This window comes from Glaciimonas immobilis, from assembly GCF_011947285.1.
In the GTDB taxonomy this organism is placed as follows: domain Bacteria; phylum Pseudomonadota; class Gammaproteobacteria; order Burkholderiales; family Burkholderiaceae_D; genus Glaciimonas; species Glaciimonas immobilis.
Map to the genome: position 1 here is coordinate 47,549 of NZ_JAAOZT010000004.1, position 17,159 is coordinate 64,707.

Genomic DNA, 17,159 nt, shown 5'->3' on the forward strand with positions numbered 1-17,159 from the left:
TTGACTGGGTATGTCTTGAACGGCGTATCTGGATTTACCATGCGCATCGCATGATAAGGTTAATTATGTCGGCTTGAAGCAGATCGGCTTAAATCAGAAAGTGCTAAAGCATTTAAGGCTGGCCGGTAAAATTCTTTTTTAATCCGTCCCAGCAAGCCAGATAATTTTTCTGTAGCAGTGGTGTATCCAATGCAAATTGCGTCGGATGTATTACGTATCTGCTTTCGAACATAAAGGCCAGCGTGTTATCGATTCGGTGTGGCAACAGCGTTGCTGCGCTGGCTTTCTCAAAGGTTGCAGCATCGGGCCCATGGCCGCTCATACAATTGTGCAGGCTACCACCACCCGGCGCAAAGCCTTCCGCTTTGGCATCATAGGCACCATGTACCAACCCCATGTATTCGCTCATCACATTGCGGTGAAACCAAGGCGGACGAAACGTATTCTCAGCGACCATCCAGCGCGGCGGAAAAATCACGAAATCCACATTAGCAGTTCCAGGAGTATCCGAGGGCGACGTCAGGACAGTAAAAATAGAAGGATCAGGATGGTCAAAACTGACCGTATTAATCGTATTAAAGCACTTCAGGTCGTATTTATAGGGTGTGTAATTTCCATGCCAGGCCACCACGTCCAGTGGCGAATGGTCTATTGCGGCTGACCATAACCGACCGCCAAATTTTGCCACTAACTGGAAATTGCCTTCGCGATCCTCGTAAGCCGCCACCGGTGCCAGAAAATCGCGGACGTTTGCCAATCCGTTAGCACCAACCGGGCCGAGCTCCGGCAACGTAAATTGGGCACCATAATTTTCACAAACATATCCACGGGCCTCGCCATCCGGCAACACCACTCTAAAACGCACCCCGCGCGGGATCACTAAAATTTCTCCTGGCGTCACATCAAGCACGCCAAATTCGGTATGCGCCCGCAAACGTCCCTGCTGCGGCACGATCAATAACTCTCCATCGGCATCATAAAAAAACCGCTCATGCATGGAGCGATTAGCGATATATAAATGAATCCCCATGCCAGCCTGTAGCGCTGGGTCGCCGTTACCCGCAAATGTAATCAAACCGTCGATAAAATCGGCAACCTGGCCAGACGATGGCAACGGCAAAGGATCCCAGCGCAGTTGATTAGGCGATGCCGGTACCTGCTTAAATGGTCCACTACGTAGTAAAGGGTGAGCCAGCGATTCAAAGGCATGATGCATTGCAGCTGGTCGAATGCGGTACAACCAGGATCGACGATTATGCGCTCGCGGTGCTGTAAAGGCCGTTCCCGATAACTGTTCGGCATACAAACCGTACGCTACTTTTTGCGGTGAGTTTTGCGCTACCGGCAACGCACCGGGCAGCGCCTCGCTAGAAAAGTCATTGCCAAATCCGGATTGATACCGGACCGCCTCAGTACCGTCAGCACGAGTGTTTTGCATTGATTTTTGGGCGGCTTCAGAGAGTGAAGTGGCGCACAAACCGATGATTGCCTCCGATTTCGAGGCCGATATTGTGTCAGACTGGAGCGTGGGCATTCAATTTCTCCTTGGGCGCTAAACGGACAATACTTCCCGACCAGCGCATTCACGTCAGGCTAAGCGCCAACGATACAAACCCCATCCATAAAGATACGACACAAGAATATCAGAGATGCGTCCGGGCGAACAATTACACTTAGTACCACTGCGTCACCGACAATTAAAAATACAGGAATTTCCTTGATTTGTAGCAAGGATCGTTAGCTTCCGTTTTATCATTTTAGGTACCACATTCATTTACAAAATAATAAATATTGTGCTGTGCAATGAGAATTAATGAAATTGCACTCAAATTTAACAAAAAAATTAATAAATATCGATAAAAAAGTATCTAATTATTAATTAAATTCTATTGTTGCTCATATGCATTAAAATATCTTTATGTGAATGCCGCCTGTGACGTCGTCACCGGTATCGACGCGAATTATTAAAGGAAAAACAAATGCACTGGCTATATTTAGGTATCGCGATCGTCGCAGAAGTTATCGCCACTAGCGCTCTAAAGGCCAGCAACGAGTTCACCCGCTTGCTGCCCTCAGTCGTGGTCGTAGTGGGTTATTTGATCGCGTTTTATTTCTTGTCCTTGACGTTGCGTACGCTGCCCGTGGCGATCGTGTATGCGATGTGGTCCGGCATAGGTATAGCGCTGATCGCCATGATTGGCTGGCTGGTATTTAAACAAACATTGGATGCGGGCGCTTTAATCGGACTCGGTCTGATTGTCGCTGGCGTGGTGGTGCTCAATGTATTTTCTAAATCGGTGTCGCATTAACAGGGCATTTAGCGTCAAAGGCTGCGTCTCTTTGCCGCCAATTAGGCATTACGTAGAAATACGATGCAAAAACCCGTGCCGAAGGACAGTGAGATTTATGAAAAATGGCGGGCAAGTGTGCGCACCCCGGTTGGACGAATGGTTTTGGCCTTAAGCTTCCAAGGCTAATAAGGCAAACGTTCCTAACCAGTGTTCGCCCATATAGTCGCCCGATACATGCGCAATAGCGCTTTCATAATGCAGATCTGCGGAGGCAAATAGTAATGCTGACCGTGGATCATCGCGGGGCAGCGCGCGCGCTATCGAACGCTGGCACCAGGCGCGGCTAAAATTAAGTCCATCGAGATGGGCGATCTTGCCGTCGCTGCGGTCGGTCACGGTCGCGGGCAAAAATAATGTGGCCGGCTGACGCTGCACCAGATTCGGCAAAAATGCGCTAAACCAGATCTGAAATTCGGCATCGGATAATACTTGCCGCATCAATTCGGCCTCCATCAATGCGGGTGATAAAAATTCGTCCCCGCTGGGCTCCCAAGCCTGACAGTTGACATCATTTGCGTGCCAGCGCCAGGCGGTCTCGCAAATTTGTGTTTCCAATTTTGTGTTGCGGGCTGCGCGCGCATATTTCAAACCTAAGGTCATCGCAAACGCCGTATTGAAGTGGGTGCCTACGCGGACCGGATAGGTCGCTTTCGGCAAGAAATCAATGAACCGCGCGACAAAAGCATCGGCTAACGGCGATAGGATTTTGGCCCAACGTTGGCTTTCTGTGGTGACGTTTTGTTCCAGTGCGGTTTGTAGTGCCAGCAACCAACCCCAGCCGTATGGGCGTTCGAAGCCTGCACGCGAAGGGACTGCCAGATAGGCTAGTTCGCCCTTTACATTTGCTTCGGTTAGTTGACGATTAAATACGGCACGTATCGTTGGCGCTTCTGGCAGATTGGGATAACGCGTCAACAAGCGCGTTAATAACCAATAACCATGCACGCAAGAATGCCAGTCGTAACTGCCGTAAAAAATGGGGTATAACGCGCGCGGGCTTTGTACGTCAGCTGCGCTGTCGAGCGAGTGGGTTAGCTTGTTTGGGTATTCCTGGGTTAAATGGCCTAGTACCAATTTGGCGAACCTGGAGGCCAGGTCTGGAGTTAGATGGTGGTTCGATTGGGTCATGGTTTTGCGATGGTTATGTTTGATTGATATGAAGACGCGCAATGCCGCCAGGAGAGCCAGGCACCTGAATCATGCAATCGGAATCACGCAAAACTGTCACGGCAACCGGCTTGCCAACCCTGCCGATGCAGACAGTATGCTAGCACCGAGCCGCAGCGTGGCTAGGAAAGCACCAACGCCGCCGGGGCGATTTTGCGTCAATCCGACCTACCTCAAGAGGGCCAGAGGGGGGCCTCATCCATCAAGGCGATTTGCTCGCGTAATTCCAGCACGCGGTCTTGCCAATATCTCTGCGTATTAAACCAGGGGAATGCTACCGCAAACGCGGGGTCGTCCCAGCGCCGTGCGATCCATGCGGAATAATGTATAAGGCGCAGTGTCCGCAGTGCTTCGATCAGGTGTAGTTCACGTGGATCAAAATCGCAAAAATCTTCGTAGCCAGCTAGCAGGTCGGATAACTGACGGACCATGTCTTGACGTTCGCCTGACAATAACATCCATAAATCTTGTACAGCAGGTCCCATACGGCTATCGTCGAAATCGACGAAGTGCGGCCCGGCGTCGGTCCACAGCACATTACTGCCATGGCAGTCACCGTGCAAGCGCAGCGCACCGACGTCGCCAGCCCGATCGAAACAGCGGCGCACGCCTTCTAGCGCCTGGGTCACGGTGGTGCGATAGGCGGCTAATAAATCTTCCGGGACAAACGCACTCCCTAACAAATAATTACTTGGTTCGATACCGAAGGTAGTGATGTTCAGCGTCGGCCTGTGCGCAAAATTCTTTAGCTTTCCGATCGAGTGGATGCGTCCCAGAAACCGGCCTAACCATTCCAGCGTCGCGCTGTCTTCTAACTCTGGCGAACGGCCGCCATGCCTTGGAAATACCGCAAACCTGAACCCATGAAACTGATGCAATGTGCTTCCGTCCTTACTCGCCGAGGCGGGGACCACGGGAATTTCTCGCTCAACCAGTTCTTCAACAAATGCGTGCTCTTCCAGAATGGCGTCGTCGCTCCAACGCTGTGGTCGATAAAATTTTGCTACCAAAGGCGGTCCATCGTCCATGCCGATCTGATAAACCCTATTCTCATAACTGTTGAGCGCCAGCAAACGGCCATCGCCATGCAAGCCTATGCTATCAAGCGCATCCAGCACGGTATCCGGGGTCAGGGTAGAAAATGATGCGGGTGTGATTAGGTTCATGCCGACTATTGTAAGCTGCAAATGTGGTCTCGCCCTGCCTGAACGAATCCATTTATTGTTAACTGCTGGACGGCCCTCCACACGCCTGGTGCAAAATGCAAAAATAACAATATTAAACATGACGATGCTGGCTACTTTTACCAAAATAGGAAGAAACGCAATACTGAGGCGGAACCGGCGTAAAATTTACCTGGCAGAAAATACTGTCGTTGTTATCCACGCTCAATCCACAGGAAGTGCTCATGCCAGTGCTCGGACTCAATCATTACAATCTGCGTGCGCCACGCGCGCTGATGGTGATCCTGAAAAATTTTTATTGCGACGTCGTCGGGTTAGAAGATGGTCCGCGCCCTGCTTTTAGCAGCGTTGGGTATTGGCTCTACGCGGGCGGTCTGCCGGTTTTGCATCTGAGCGAAATAACCGACGCCACATCAATAGAAATACCGCAGCCCAGCGGCAAAGTTGTCGCGACCAATACTTTTGACCATGCGGCCTTTACCTGCGCCAGCCTGCAAGCCATACAAACGCACCTGACAGCGCACAACGTGGCGTATAAAATCGTATTCTCGCCAGTCACGCGCCAAACCCAGCTATTTTTTAAAGACCCTGGCGGCAATGGTGTGGAGTTAAACTTTGATGAAGAGCGCGCTTGATCGCGCAAGGAACCCTGCCCGGAATGTGCGGATACTAGATTACACAAAAAGTTGAGCGGGATTGCCCGGAATTGCACCCAAAAATACGATGATTTGGGTGTTTTTGACACTAAATTGCGAGCTTTGGGCATTTCAATCGTAAAATCCGCCTCGAACCTCACATTTATATATTACATAGGCATCACGATGGAACTTGACGAACCGCTATCAGATAAAGAATTTGATGAATTAGACGACTTTTTGCTTTCCGACCGCTGCGGGGAAGAAAGCATGACCATGGACACGCTGCACGGTTATCTGACCGCGCTGGTCATCGGTCCGGAGCAAATTTTATTGGGTGAATGGCTACCGCACGTGTGGGGTCCGTCACTAAAGGATGCGCCTAAATTTAAATCCGACAAGGAATTTGAGCGCACGGTCGGCCTGATCGCACGCTACATGAACGAAATCGCGGTCACGCTAGAAGTTGCACCAAAAGAATACGAGCCGCTGTTCTGCGAGTTTGAGCATGAAGGCAAGCCGCTATTGGACGGTGAAGCCTGGACGTGGGGCTTCTGGGAGGGCATCAACTTGCGCCCGCAAGCGTGGGAGCCAATCTGGACCTCGAACTTATCTACCGTGGTCCGGCCAATTTATCTGCTGGGTGCAGAAGAGTTGGAAGAAGAAGAAATGCGCCTGCGCGAAGATCCGATTCAGCGCCATAAGTTGACTGTTGAGGTCGAAGCAGCGATCCCGGAAATTTATCGCTATTGGCTGCCCAACCGCAAGTCGGCAGTTAAAACAATCCAGCGCGAGACGCCAAAAGTCGGACGGAATGATTTGTGCGGTTGTGGAAGTGGCAAGAAATTTAAGAAGTGCTGCGGTGCTGGACTAGCCGAAGAGTAAAACCGAAGCGGAAAATGCCACCTTTCGATCTTTGAAAGGTCGCATTGTCATTGTAAAAGTGAGGTGCACAATCAAAGCGGTGTCGTTACCAGTTACGCTGCCAAACACTGCCTGGCGTAAGGCCACAAGTTACGGCAGCATTAATATAGCGCAACAGCCATGCGCTTGACGCATCCGACAATTTACTCCTTGATGAAATGTTCGCGGTAGTATTTCAGCTCTTCAATCGACTCAAGAATATCCGCGAGCGCGGTGTGCTTTTGGTGCTTCTTGAAGCCACTCGCCAGTTCAGGCTTCCAGCGGCGACATAATTCCTTTAGCGTCGAGACATCCAGATTGCGATAGTGAAAGAACGCTTCCAGCTTTGGCATGCCACGCGCCATAAAGCGGCGATCCTGACAAATTGTATTGCCGCACATCGGCGACTTTCCGTTAGGCACGTATTTGCGCAGAAAGGCGATCAGCTCCGTTTCGGCCTGCACTTCAGTCACAGTCGACGCTTTGACCCGCTCGATCAAACCGGAGCGACCATGGGTGCCTTTGTTCCATGCATCCATGCCATCCAGAAAGGTATCCGCCTGATGGATGGCAAAAACCGGCCCTTCTGCCAAAATATTGAGTTGCGGGTCGGTGACGACTACCGCTACTTCGATGATGCGCTCTGCATCGGGGTCGAGACCGGTCATCTCCATGTCCACCCAGATCAGATTGAATTCATTAGTGCGCAACGGTGCCACAACTGGTGCGGATGATGTCGATGAATCGATAGCTTGTGACATAATTGTTCTCTTTACTATTTATTGGGAAACGCGCTTAAATTGCGTCGTCAGGCGCGTATTTTCTCACATAGGGACAACATGTCTTCATTTGCATTTTCAGTATTATTTATAGTCTTTTTGGCAATTAGCCTGTCTTTGCGGTTCTGGCTCGGCTCGCGTCAGATTCGCCACGTGTTGCAGCATCGTAGCGCAGTACCGCCAGAGTTCTCTGAAAAAATTCAGCTTTCGGCACATCAAAAAGCCGCAGATTACACCGTGGCGAAGACTAAATTCGGCCTTTTTGGGATTTTAGTCAATGCGGTGGTACTGATTGGCTTCACTTTGCTAGGCGGTTTGCAATGGCTTTCGGGCACTTTATTCGGCGTAACCGGGTCCGGAATGCTGTATCAACTAAGCTTACTGGTCGCATTTTTAGCGATTTCCGGTCTGATCGACTTACCGATGGCTTACTACAAACAGTTTGTGCTTGAGGCGCGGTATGGCTTCAACAAAATGACGCACAAGTTATTTTTCGTCGATTTACTAAAAAGCACCGTGCTCGGTGCGGTAATCGGCTTGCCGCTGATCTGGGTGGTTTTGTTACTGATGGAAAAATCCGGCAGTATCTGGTGGTTTTATACATGGCTGGTCTGGAGCGGCTTTCAGCTATTGATGCTGGTACTATTTCCAACCGTGATAGCACCGTTGTTCAATAAATTCACGCCATTAACGGATGACAGCTTGCGGGCACGGATCGAAGGATTAATGCAGCGCGTCGGCTTTGCGTCCAAAGGCTTGTTTGTGATGGATGGTTCCAAGCGCAGCGCCCATGGTAACGCTTACTTCTCCGGCTTCGGTGCGAGTAAAAGGATCGTTTTTTTCGATACGCTACTGGCGCGCCTTGCACCGCATGAAATCGAAGCAGTGCTGGCACATGAACTGGGCCATTTCAAGCTCAAGCACATCATTAAACGCATCATCGTATTATTTGTGGTGTCGCTCGTATTTTTGGCACTACTAGGCTATCTCAAAGAACAATTATGGTTTTACACCGGACTTGGGGTGGTGCCATTGCTGTTGGCCGATTTATCCAATAACAATGCGATGGCGTTGATTTTGTTCATGCTGGCACTGCCAATTTTTACTTTCATGTTGTCGCCGCTATCGTCGATCACCTCCCGTAAGCACGAGTTTGAAGCAGACGCGTTTGCCGCCAAATATACTAAAGCAGACGATCTGGTCTCGGCGCTAGTGAAATTGTACGAGGATAATGCATCGACGCTAACGCCAGACCCGCTGCATTCCGCCTTTTATGATTCGCATCCGCCAGCCGCCCTGCGTATTAATAAGTTACTTGCCACAAAATCAGGAGCAGTCGTCGCGCATGGTTGATCATTACAAACCCAAGCCGGGTAAGGCAGCAAAAGCAGGCATCGCAACCGCCATCGGTGTGGTCATCGCAGCGCATGGTCGCCACTATCTGGTCCAGGCGCTGGTTGATGGAGAATCATTAAAACTGCATTGCGTGACGCGCGGCAAGAAGAGCGACGTGGCGGTCGGTGATAAAGTTAATCTCAATATGACCTCCAAGAATCAGGCCGTCATCGAGTCCATCGGCGAGCGGCGCAGCCTGTTATATCGCTCGGATCAATACAAGTCCAAGTTGCTTGCTGCTAATGTTTCTCAATTGTTTATCGTGGTGGCGACCGAACCGGGATTTACCGATGATTTGATCTCGCGTGCGCTGGTGGCTGCCGAAGCCGCAGGCGTTGCCGCGCACATCATCTTGAACAAGACCGATATCGCCGCCTCGCTGCCGAGAACCCGCGAACGCTTGCAAGCTTACGCAAAACTTGGCTATCCGATCCATGAAGTATCCGCCATGGGCATGCCGGAGCAAACCTGCGCTACCCTGATGCCATTGCTGGAAAATCAGTCGACCATACTGATCGGCCAGTCTGGAATGGGTAAATCGTCGATCATTAACCTGATCGTGCCGGATGCCGACATCGCCACGCGAGAGATTTCTGCTGCATTGGATACCGGTAAGCACACGACGACTTTTACCCGCTTATATGAGGTCAATCCCGGCACAAACGATGAAACCTACATTATCGACTCGCCCGGATTCCAAGAGTTTGGCTTGTACCAACTGAGCGAAGGAATGTTGGAGCGAGCATTCAGAGAGTTCGAACCTTTCCTTGGGAAGTGTAAATTTTACAATTGCCATCATCTGATAGAGCCGAATTGTGCCGTTCTGGAAGCAGTGCAAGATGGAAAGATCGCACCGATGCGACATCAATTGTATAAACAATTGTTGCATGAATCATCACAAACTTTGTATTGAACGAATGAGAGCAATTCAGGTATTGCCCGCCTGATGCCTGCTTAGTGCCTGCTCAATGCCTGCTTTATGCCTATTGGGAAAGCTAAGTTGCAGTGCCTCATAGTCATCCCATTGCGACATTGATCGGCCCCATCATCTGCTAAGCGTCGCGCAATATTGATATATATGGACCAGATACTGCTCCCTTCTGCCTTTTTATTGATATTAAGCCGATGGGTAGGTCCCTTCTGCAGGTATCTTTTTAAGCAATATCCCTTATAATTGAACGGGTTAGAAACTTCGGCGGCAGACCTACCACTGCCGCCATTTTCATTTATGGCAATCAAACACTACCTGCAGTTTTCCGACTTTACGCTGGATGAATACGAGTACATTATTGAACGTACCCGCATCATTAAACGTAAGTTTAAAAACTATGAGCCGCACCACCCGCTCCTTGACCGCACGCTAGTGATGGTGTTCGAGAAAAACTCGACCCGGACCCGCCTGTCATTTGAAGCCGGGATGCATCAACTCGGCGGTGCTGCGATCTACCTGAACACCCGCGATAGCCAGCTTGGACGCGGTGAACCGGTCGAAGACGCTGGTCAGGTGATGTCACGCATGTGCGACGTTATCATGATTCGTACTTTCGGGCAGGAAATTATCGAGCGCTTTGCTGCCAATTCGCGGGTGCCTGTAATTAACGGCCTGACCAATGAACATCATCCATGTCAGGTCATGGCCGATGTATTTACGTTTATTGAACAGCGTGGCTCTATCGCAGGCAAGACGATAGCGTGGATCGGCGATGCCAACAATATGTTGTATTCATGGCTGCAAGCGGCGCAGGTATTTGGCTTTCATGTCAATTTATCGACGCCAAAAGGCTATGACCTGAATCCGGCATTGGTGACCGCTGATAGCAGTCGCTACACGTTATTCGATAATCCATCGGACGCCTGCGAGGGTGCGCATCTGGTCACCACCGATGTCTGGACCAGCATGGGTTATGAAGACGAAAACAACGCCCGCCTGAAAGCTTTTGACGGCTGGATCGTGGATCAGGCCAAAATGTCGCGCGCGCAACCCGATGCCCTGTTCATGCATTGTCTGCCCGCTCACCGTGGCGAGGAAGTGTCAGCCGAAGTCATTGACGGACCGCAATCCGTGGTTTGGGACGAGGCTGAAAACCGATTGCATGTGCAGAAAGCACTGCTTGAGTATCTGGTGGTAGGAAAACTCGATACCTGAAGCGCTTACCCTGGCGACTTCTGGCATTCACCCGGCGCATGACACCTTCGCCGCCGAACGAATCGCCATTTTGAATATAGAACAACACCGAACAACACCGAAACATTAGAAAGCGAATCATGAGCGACGTAAAAAAAGTAGTGTTGGCCTACTCCGGTGGCCTTGACACTTCGGTCATTTTGAAATGGCTGCAAGATAACTATCAATGTGAAATCGTCACATTTACCGCGGATCTGGGCCAGGGCGAAGAGCTGGAACCAGCGCGCCAAAAAGCACTGAAATTCGGCATCAAGCCGGAAAACATTTACATTGATGACGTACGTGAAGAGTTTGTGCGCGACTTCGTGTTCCCGATGTTCCGTGCCAACACGGTATATGAAGGCGAATACCTGCTGGGCACATCCATCGCACGGCCGTTAATCGCCAAGCGTCTGATCGAAATCGCCCGGGAAACTGGCGCAGACACCATCTCGCACGGCGCGACTGGCAAAGGTAACGACCAAGTACGCTTTGAATTAGGTGCGTATGCCCTGATGCCTAACGTCAAGGTCATCGCGCCGTGGCGTGAGTGGGATTTACTGTCGCGCGAAAAATTGCTGCAGTACGCAGCAGACGCCGGTATCGAAATCGATATGAAACACAAGAACGGCGGCGCACCCTACTCGATGGATGCAAATCTGTTGCACATCAGCTTTGAAGGCCGTCATCTGGAAAATCCAAGTGCAGAGGCTGAAGAAAGCATGTGGCGCTGGACCGTCAGCCCGGAAGCGGCACCAGATCAAGCGGAATATCTGGATATCGAATACGAAAAAGGCGACATCGTTGCCCTAAACGGCGCCCGTATGTCACCAGCCACCGTTCTGACCGAGTTGAATCGTCTGGGCGGCAAGCATGGTATCGGTCGTCTGGATCTGGTTGAAAACCGATTTGTCGGCATGAAATCACGCGGTTGCTACGAAACACCGGGCGGCACCATCATGCTGCGGGCTCATCGCGCCATAGAGTCGATCACGCTGGACCGTGAAGTCGCGCATCTGAAAGATGATTTGATGCCACGTTATGCGTCAATGATTTATAACGGTTTCTGGTGGGCTCCGGAGCGCGTTGCATTGCAAACTTTGATCGACCAAACCCAATTAAGCGTTAATGGCTGGGTACGGTTGAAGTTATACAAAGGTAACGTGATTGTGGTATCTCGCGACTCTAAAACTGACTCATTGTTTGATATGAAGATCGCAACCTTTGACGAAGATGGCGGCGCTTACAATCAGGCGGATGCTGGTGGGTTTATCAAACTTAACGCCTTGCGGTTGCGGATTGCGGCTAATGCGCGGGGGCAGCGAGGGCAATAACGTTTAACTCTTCACAGACGGCTGTTTAGTCTGGGATAGCCTTCTTCGGTGATAAAAAAGTCTCTATTGATCTAAGGATCGATAGAGTTTTTTTTTGGATGACCATAATATATACAGGTCCTGATCACTTATAAATTTGCGATAATTACGCAAAGTTTTTTACCTCCACCAGTATCAACTATTTTCTTACAAGGTTTTCTCATGAGCGCGCAAATTGATAACGTATCCGTCCTGAAGCAAGCCAGCGTCTATTTCGATGGAAAATGCGTGTCGCACACTATTATTCTTGAAAATGGCGTTAAAAAAACGCTCGGCGTGATCTTGCCGTCAACGCTGACTTTCAATACTGGCGTGGCCGAAATCATGGATATCACCAGCGGTATTTGTCAGGTGCGCCAAAAAGATCAAGCCCTTTGGACTAAATATGTGGCTGGCGACAGCTTCGATATCCCGGGCGACTCTGGCTTCGATATTGAAACTATTGAGACGGTCAACTACGTTTGTCATTACGCTTAAATAGTTGCGTGCGTGTTCAGCCCGCAATGAAAAATGCATTCGATAATCGAATGCATTTTTTACTTCTAATTTAAGAATATCCGATTTTGTCCGAACGATCAGACGAAGACCGGCTCCGGCTCTAGCACCACGCCAAAACGTGCGAGCACGTCGGCTTGCACAGCTTGCGATAGGCGTACAACATCTTGTCCGCTAGCACCGCCCAAATTAACCAATACTAAGGCCTGATGTTGATACATGGCGACTGGACCTAACGCCTTGCCTTTCCAACCGCATTGGTCGATCAACCAGCCAGCGGCGAGTTTAAATTGGCCATCCTGTTGTTGGTAGCTGATCAACGCGGGATGCTGCGCCAGCAAGGCGTCTCTTTGATGGGCAGGTACGATGGGATTTTTAAAAAAGCTGCCTGCGTTACCAATCACCGCCGGATCAGGCAATTTGCGCGTCCGAATCGCGATGATCGCGCTGCTGATATCGCGTGCGTCGGGCTTAGTGATGCCAACCGCTGCCAGTTCTTGCGCGATATCGCCATAGCGGACGTCGGCTTGCCAGCGCTTCGGCAGCGCAAACGTGACGTCAAGCACGATAGCGCGGTCGCGCAGATGGTGTTTAAAAATACTGTCGCGATAGGCAAATCCACAATCCTGATGACCTAACGTCAGAACTTCGCCCGATGCAAAATCGAATGCCGTCAGTGAATGAAAACGGTCCTGCATCTCGACCCCGTAAGCGCCAATATTCTGAATCGGCGCGGCACCAACGTTACCGGGAATCAACGATAAGTTTTCCAGTCCGCCGAGCCCTTGCGCTAATGTCCATTTGACGAGTTTATGCCAATTTTCCCCCGCAGCAGCGCGCACAAAAATAGAATCAGCATCTTCACCGACGATCTGGATGCCTTGATTACAAATATGCAATACCAGTCCTAAGAAATTCTGCGTCATGACGAGATTGCTACCACCGCCCAATATCAGTCTTGGCAAGGCGGACAAGCGCAGGTCCGCTTTCACCTGTTGCAACTGGGTGATGGAAACAACCGACAAAAAAGCATGCGCAGCCGCTTCTATGCCTAAGGTGTTCAGTGCGCGCAGAGGGAAGTCTGCCTGGACGGGCAAATGGGCAGGAGTGATTGCGGTATTCTCTATGATGGAAGGCATAGGTCGGAGATTATACGGAACTCACACCATAACTCGCAAACCCAATAAAATTCCACGTCATTAACCTCATAAATACAAAAATACCGCAATCAGATCGGTAACCAATAGCCGCAGGTATTTTTGTTCGATAGAATGCACGTTACACTAAGACACAGAGCAAATCTTAGTCATGGCGTCGAACAATCGGCATGAATAGCTATGACTCGCATTCTTTGCTCCACGTGCATTACGCGCACCATTTGCACCAATTTAATACGCAATATTAGAATCTATTAAGGAAACTCACCATGCCATCATTTGATACCGTATCCGAAGCCAATCTTGCCGAAGTCAAGAATGCCGTTGACCAGGCCAGCAAAGAGATTGCAACGCGCTTCGACTTCAAAGGTAGCGACGCCCGCGTTGAACTAAAAGAACGCGATCTGACTGCTTACGCCGACTCAGACTTTCAACTGGCGCAAGTACGTGATGTACTCACCAACAAGCTGGTCAAGCGCAGCGTCGATGTCCGTTTTCTGGACATGGGCAAGATCGAAAAAACCGGCGGCGACAAGGTAAAGCAAGTCATCAAGATCAAAAATGGCATTGAGACCGAAGACGCCAAAAAAATCGTCCGGGTGGTAAAAGACAGCAAGATGAAAGTGCAAGCCAGCATTCAGGGTGACGCGGTCCGCATCACTGGTGCAAAACGCGACGATCTGCAGGCAGCGATGGCGATGCTGCGCAAGGAAATTGCAGATTTGCCACTGGAATTCAATAACTTCCGCGATTAAGTTATTGCCCGCATCCAAAGTCTTTGGCTTAAATACGGAGCAACCAGGCAGAACGCGATCAAGCGCCTGCTGGTTGCGCTGCATGCCGCCTATCCAACTATTTGAAAGCCTTCCCATTAATGCCTTTGCCCAGGCTGACCGCCTGTTTTTTTTCTATGCACGTCAATGGCGTTTTCTGCTCAGGCAACTGATGTCGGCGTGGTTGGCTTATTTCCCGGAAAAGCCGTATTGGTCATCAATGGAGCCGCACCCAAGACCTACTCTGTCGGTGACAAAATCGACGCCAATGTGCGCCTGACCTCGGTCACAGGATCGACTGCCACCGTGGACGTAAAAGGGAAACCCCAAATTATCGGTATCGGGGAGTACGTCAGCCGCAGCGCGCCAGGTATCAGCGCCAGCGTGACATTGAAGGTAAACGGTGCAGGACACTTCGTCGCCCAAAGTCAGGTAAACAGGGGAACAATAAAGATGCTGGTAGATACCGGTGCCACCGTTATTGCCATACCGGCAGCAGACGCCATCAGACTAGGCATAAACTACCAGCAAGGCCAGACCATCACCATGAGCACGGCAAACGGACCCGCTTTAGCCTATCGCGTCCGCCTGGATACCGTAAAAGTCGGCGATATCGAATTGCGCCAGGTCGATGCCGTAGTAATGGAAAGCGGTCTATCGTTTGCCTTACTAGGCATGTCGTTTCTGAATCGCACCGAGATGCGCCGCGAAGGCGACATGATGGTACTGACCAAACGCTTTTGATCCTGAACCAGTTCAGATGTAAAAATCATCGTTTTGCCCGCCCCCCCCATCAGGCCCATCCACACACCGCACCCGTGTCAACTGACCTTTTCTGCCGACATACCGAGCCAGTGAAAACCAAAGCACGTCAATCATAAAGGCGGCGGCTGTTGAAGTAGCAGTTGCAGTTGCAGTTGCAGTTGCAGTTGCAGTTGCAGTTGCAGTTGCAGTTGCAGTGGCAGTGGCAGTTGAACTGGCCGTTGAAGTTGCAGTTGCAGTTGAACTGGCCGTTGAAGTTGACCTACCCCGTCATGGGCGTTACCGGTTATTTCGGCTATCAGTCGGGAATTATCGGAATACATGTCTGAGCCGAAGGCGAGTTGGTATTTCGACCCGACTGATAGTCGAAATAATCGGGGACCCGCCAACGGCGGGCGACGCCTCTGCGGTCGCCTTTTTGTTGGTTACTTATTTTGCGGGGGCGCCTAGCCAAGCAAAAAAAGTGACTGGGTGTCGGGCCACTCCCGACCAGCATCCACGGAGCACCAACCGTTTCATTTACCGGTCAACCGAACAACCAATCGCCCCCGCCACCAATAACACCTCCTAATAAAATTTCCAACCAAGAAATTCAAATACCGCCCCTCTAAATCCAAACAAAAAAAAGACCCATTCAGATAACTGAAAAGGTCCTTAAATTTGCCGACCATACCACGACTCAAACGCACTCCCTATTCAACGCCATACGTCGAACAAGAAAAAACGCCCGATAATCTATTTACTTAAGGCGCCCGCTTAAACAAGCGCCGCTGCTTAACAGCCTCAGCCAATCCGTCCAGCACAGCAATGCTCTGCTCCCAACTAATACACCCGTCAGTAACCGATTGACCATAAGTCAATTCCTTACCCGGCACCAGATCCTGACGACCTGCCACCAGATGTGATTCAATCATCACCCCCACGATACGATCATCACCGGCAGCAACCTGACTGGCGATATCGGCGCAAACGGGAATTTGATTTTCCGGCTTCTTGGAACTATTCGCATGCGAAGCATCAATCATCAAGCGTTGTGCCAGACCGTTGCTTGCGATGTCCTTGCACGCCGCATCAACGCTCACTGCATCATAATTAGGCGCTTTGCCGCCGCGCAGAATGATGTGGCAATCTTCGTTTCCGTTGGTCGACACGATCGCCGAGTGACCGCCTTTGGTAACCGACAGAAAATGATGTGGCTGCGATGCGGCCTTCATGGCATCGACCGCAATTTTGACATTGCCATCGGTGCCATTCTTAAATCCGACCGGGCAGGACAAACCGGAAGCCAGCTCGCGATGCACTTGCGACTCGGTAGTCCGTGCACCAATTGCGCCCCAGCTAATCAGGTCAGCCACATATTGTGGACTGATCACGTCCAGAAACTCGGTACCGGCTGGCAAACCTAGCTCGTTGATGTTTAATAACAATTCGCGCGCCATGCGCAAACCGTCGTTGATGCGGAAACTGTTGTCCATGTACGGGTCATTAATCAGACCTTTCCAGCCAACGGTGGTGCGCGGCTTCTCAAAATATACACGCATCACAATTTCAAGCTCGCCCTTAAGGCGGTCACGCGCAACAACCAGCAGACGCGCATATTCCATCGCTGCCTTGGTGTCATGGATCGAACAAGGTCCAATCACGACCATCAGGCGGTCGTCTTGGCCATGCAAAATGCGATGCAATGCAATGCGCGAGTCGGCGGCAGTGGTAGCACCTTTTTCAGTGCAGCCAAATTCACGGATTAAATGGGATGGTGGTGTTAATTCTTTCATTTCTCGTATGCGCAAGTCGTCGGTGCGTGGCATTTTTCTCTCCGGGCTAAAAAGTGACTGGGAATAAAAAAACCGCCATTAGCGGCGGTTTTTTTGAATTTCGGTTTGTTCCGTAATTACGAACGCTTACCGCTTTTCACCGCCGTGGGGCTGGAATAGCTAAAGTAAAAATAAAAATAAGCGTTTGAAAAAGTCATGTCTTCGGGTAATTAGTTGGAGCTCTGGGCAAGATAATGCAACAGTTTT

At 50.5% G+C, this 17,159-nt stretch carries 17 protein-coding genes; 10 read left to right on the plus strand and 7 right to left on the minus strand.

Annotation, left to right across the window (positions count from 1 at the left end):
• Window positions 1–112 precede the first annotated feature (112 nt).
• Window positions 113–1,438, minus strand: coding sequence for a homogentisate 1,2-dioxygenase (hmgA, locus tag HAV38_RS08245; protein ID WP_168054429.1), 1,326 nt, complete (start codon window positions 1,436–1,438; stop codon window positions 113–115).
• Window positions 1,439–1,979: 541 nt separating this feature from the next.
• On the opposite strand from hmgA, the gene HAV38_RS08250 reads away from it, so the two are divergent.
• Complete coding sequence (locus HAV38_RS08250; RefSeq protein ID WP_168054305.1) at window positions 1,980–2,309, plus strand: DMT family transporter; 330 nt, start codon at window positions 1,980–1,982, stop codon at window positions 2,307–2,309.
• Between the two features lie 150 nt (window positions 2,310–2,459).
• On the opposite strand, the gene HAV38_RS08255 is transcribed toward HAV38_RS08250, so the two are convergent.
• Both HAV38_RS08255 and HAV38_RS08260 read right to left on the minus strand, forming a co-directional pair.
• Window positions 2,460–3,479 (minus strand): DUF2891 domain-containing protein, encoded by a 1,020-nt coding sequence (locus HAV38_RS08255; protein ID WP_168054307.1) that lies wholly within the window; start codon window positions 3,477–3,479, stop codon window positions 2,460–2,462.
• Between the two features lie 212 nt (window positions 3,480–3,691).
• On the minus strand, window positions 3,692–4,684 hold the full coding sequence (locus tag HAV38_RS08260) for a serine/threonine protein kinase (RefSeq protein ID WP_168054309.1): 993 nt from the start codon (window positions 4,682–4,684) through the stop codon (window positions 3,692–3,694).
• Between the two features lie 242 nt (window positions 4,685–4,926).
• Between HAV38_RS08260 and HAV38_RS08265 the strand changes: the two genes are divergently transcribed.
• Both HAV38_RS08265 and HAV38_RS08270 read left to right on the plus strand, forming a co-directional pair.
• Entirely contained in the window at window positions 4,927–5,337 is a 411-nt protein-coding gene (locus HAV38_RS08265; RefSeq protein WP_168054311.1) for a VOC family protein, read from the plus strand.
• 186 nt (window positions 5,338–5,523) lie between these two features.
• Complete coding sequence (locus tag HAV38_RS08270) at window positions 5,524–6,222, plus strand: UPF0149 family protein (RefSeq protein WP_168054313.1); 699 nt, start codon at window positions 5,524–5,526, stop codon at window positions 6,220–6,222.
• 182 nt (window positions 6,223–6,404) lie between these two features.
• On the opposite strand, the gene orn is transcribed toward HAV38_RS08270, so the two are convergent.
• Window positions 6,405–7,001 carry an oligoribonuclease gene (orn, locus tag HAV38_RS08275; protein WP_168054315.1) on the minus strand — a complete coding sequence of 199 codons (597 nt, stop codon included), beginning with the start codon at window positions 6,999–7,001 and terminating at the stop codon, window positions 6,405–6,407.
• 78 nt (window positions 7,002–7,079) lie between these two features.
• On the opposite strand from orn, the gene HAV38_RS08280 reads away from it, so the two are divergent.
• From HAV38_RS08280 to ppnP, 5 genes are all read left to right on the plus strand, one after another.
• Window positions 7,080–8,372 carry a M48 family metallopeptidase gene (locus HAV38_RS08280; protein WP_168054317.1) on the plus strand — a complete coding sequence of 431 codons (1,293 nt, stop codon included), beginning with the start codon at window positions 7,080–7,082 and terminating at the stop codon, window positions 8,370–8,372.
• Entirely contained in the window at window positions 8,365–9,327 is a 963-nt protein-coding gene (rsgA, locus tag HAV38_RS08285) for a ribosome small subunit-dependent GTPase A (protein ID WP_168054319.1), read from the plus strand. Before HAV38_RS08280 ends, rsgA begins: the two co-directional genes overlap by 8 nt.
• A gap of 315 nt (window positions 9,328–9,642) precedes the next feature.
• Window positions 9,643–10,560 (plus strand): ornithine carbamoyltransferase, encoded by a 918-nt coding sequence (argF, locus tag HAV38_RS08290; protein ID WP_168054321.1) that lies wholly within the window; start codon window positions 9,643–9,645, stop codon window positions 10,558–10,560.
• A 116-nt stretch (window positions 10,561–10,676) separates the two neighbouring features.
• On the plus strand, window positions 10,677–11,912 hold the full coding sequence (locus HAV38_RS08295; protein WP_280730146.1) for an argininosuccinate synthase: 1,236 nt from the start codon (window positions 10,677–10,679) through the stop codon (window positions 11,910–11,912).
• Window positions 11,913–12,113: 201 nt separating this feature from the next.
• The gene (ppnP, locus tag HAV38_RS08300) at window positions 12,114–12,428 is read left to right on the plus strand and encodes a pyrimidine/purine nucleoside phosphorylase (RefSeq protein WP_168054325.1); all 315 of its coding nucleotides are present in this window, start codon (window positions 12,114–12,116) and stop codon (window positions 12,426–12,428) included.
• 98 nt (window positions 12,429–12,526) lie between these two features.
• Here ppnP and murB read toward each other — a convergent pair whose 3' ends face one another.
• Complete coding sequence (gene murB / locus HAV38_RS08305) at window positions 12,527–13,585, minus strand: UDP-N-acetylmuramate dehydrogenase (protein WP_168054327.1); 1,059 nt, start codon at window positions 13,583–13,585, stop codon at window positions 12,527–12,529.
• Window positions 13,586–13,872: 287 nt separating this feature from the next.
• Between murB and HAV38_RS08310 the strand changes: the two genes are divergently transcribed.
• Complete coding sequence (locus tag HAV38_RS08310) at window positions 13,873–14,358, plus strand: YajQ family cyclic di-GMP-binding protein (protein ID WP_168054329.1); 486 nt, start codon at window positions 13,873–13,875, stop codon at window positions 14,356–14,358.
• 165 nt (window positions 14,359–14,523) lie between these two features.
• The gene (locus HAV38_RS08315) at window positions 14,524–15,120 is read left to right on the plus strand and encodes a retropepsin-like aspartic protease family protein (RefSeq protein ID WP_168054331.1); all 597 of its coding nucleotides are present in this window, start codon (window positions 14,524–14,526) and stop codon (window positions 15,118–15,120) included.
• 131 nt (window positions 15,121–15,251) lie between these two features.
• On the opposite strand, the gene HAV38_RS08320 is transcribed toward HAV38_RS08315, so the two are convergent.
• On the minus strand, window positions 15,252–15,461 hold the full coding sequence (locus HAV38_RS08320; protein ID WP_168054333.1) for a hypothetical protein: 210 nt from the start codon (window positions 15,459–15,461) through the stop codon (window positions 15,252–15,254).
• Window positions 15,462–15,881: 420 nt separating this feature from the next.
• Entirely contained in the window at window positions 15,882–16,946 is a 1,065-nt protein-coding gene (aroG, locus tag HAV38_RS08325) for a 3-deoxy-7-phosphoheptulonate synthase AroG (protein WP_168054335.1), read from the minus strand.
• Window positions 16,947–17,159 lie beyond the last annotated feature (213 nt).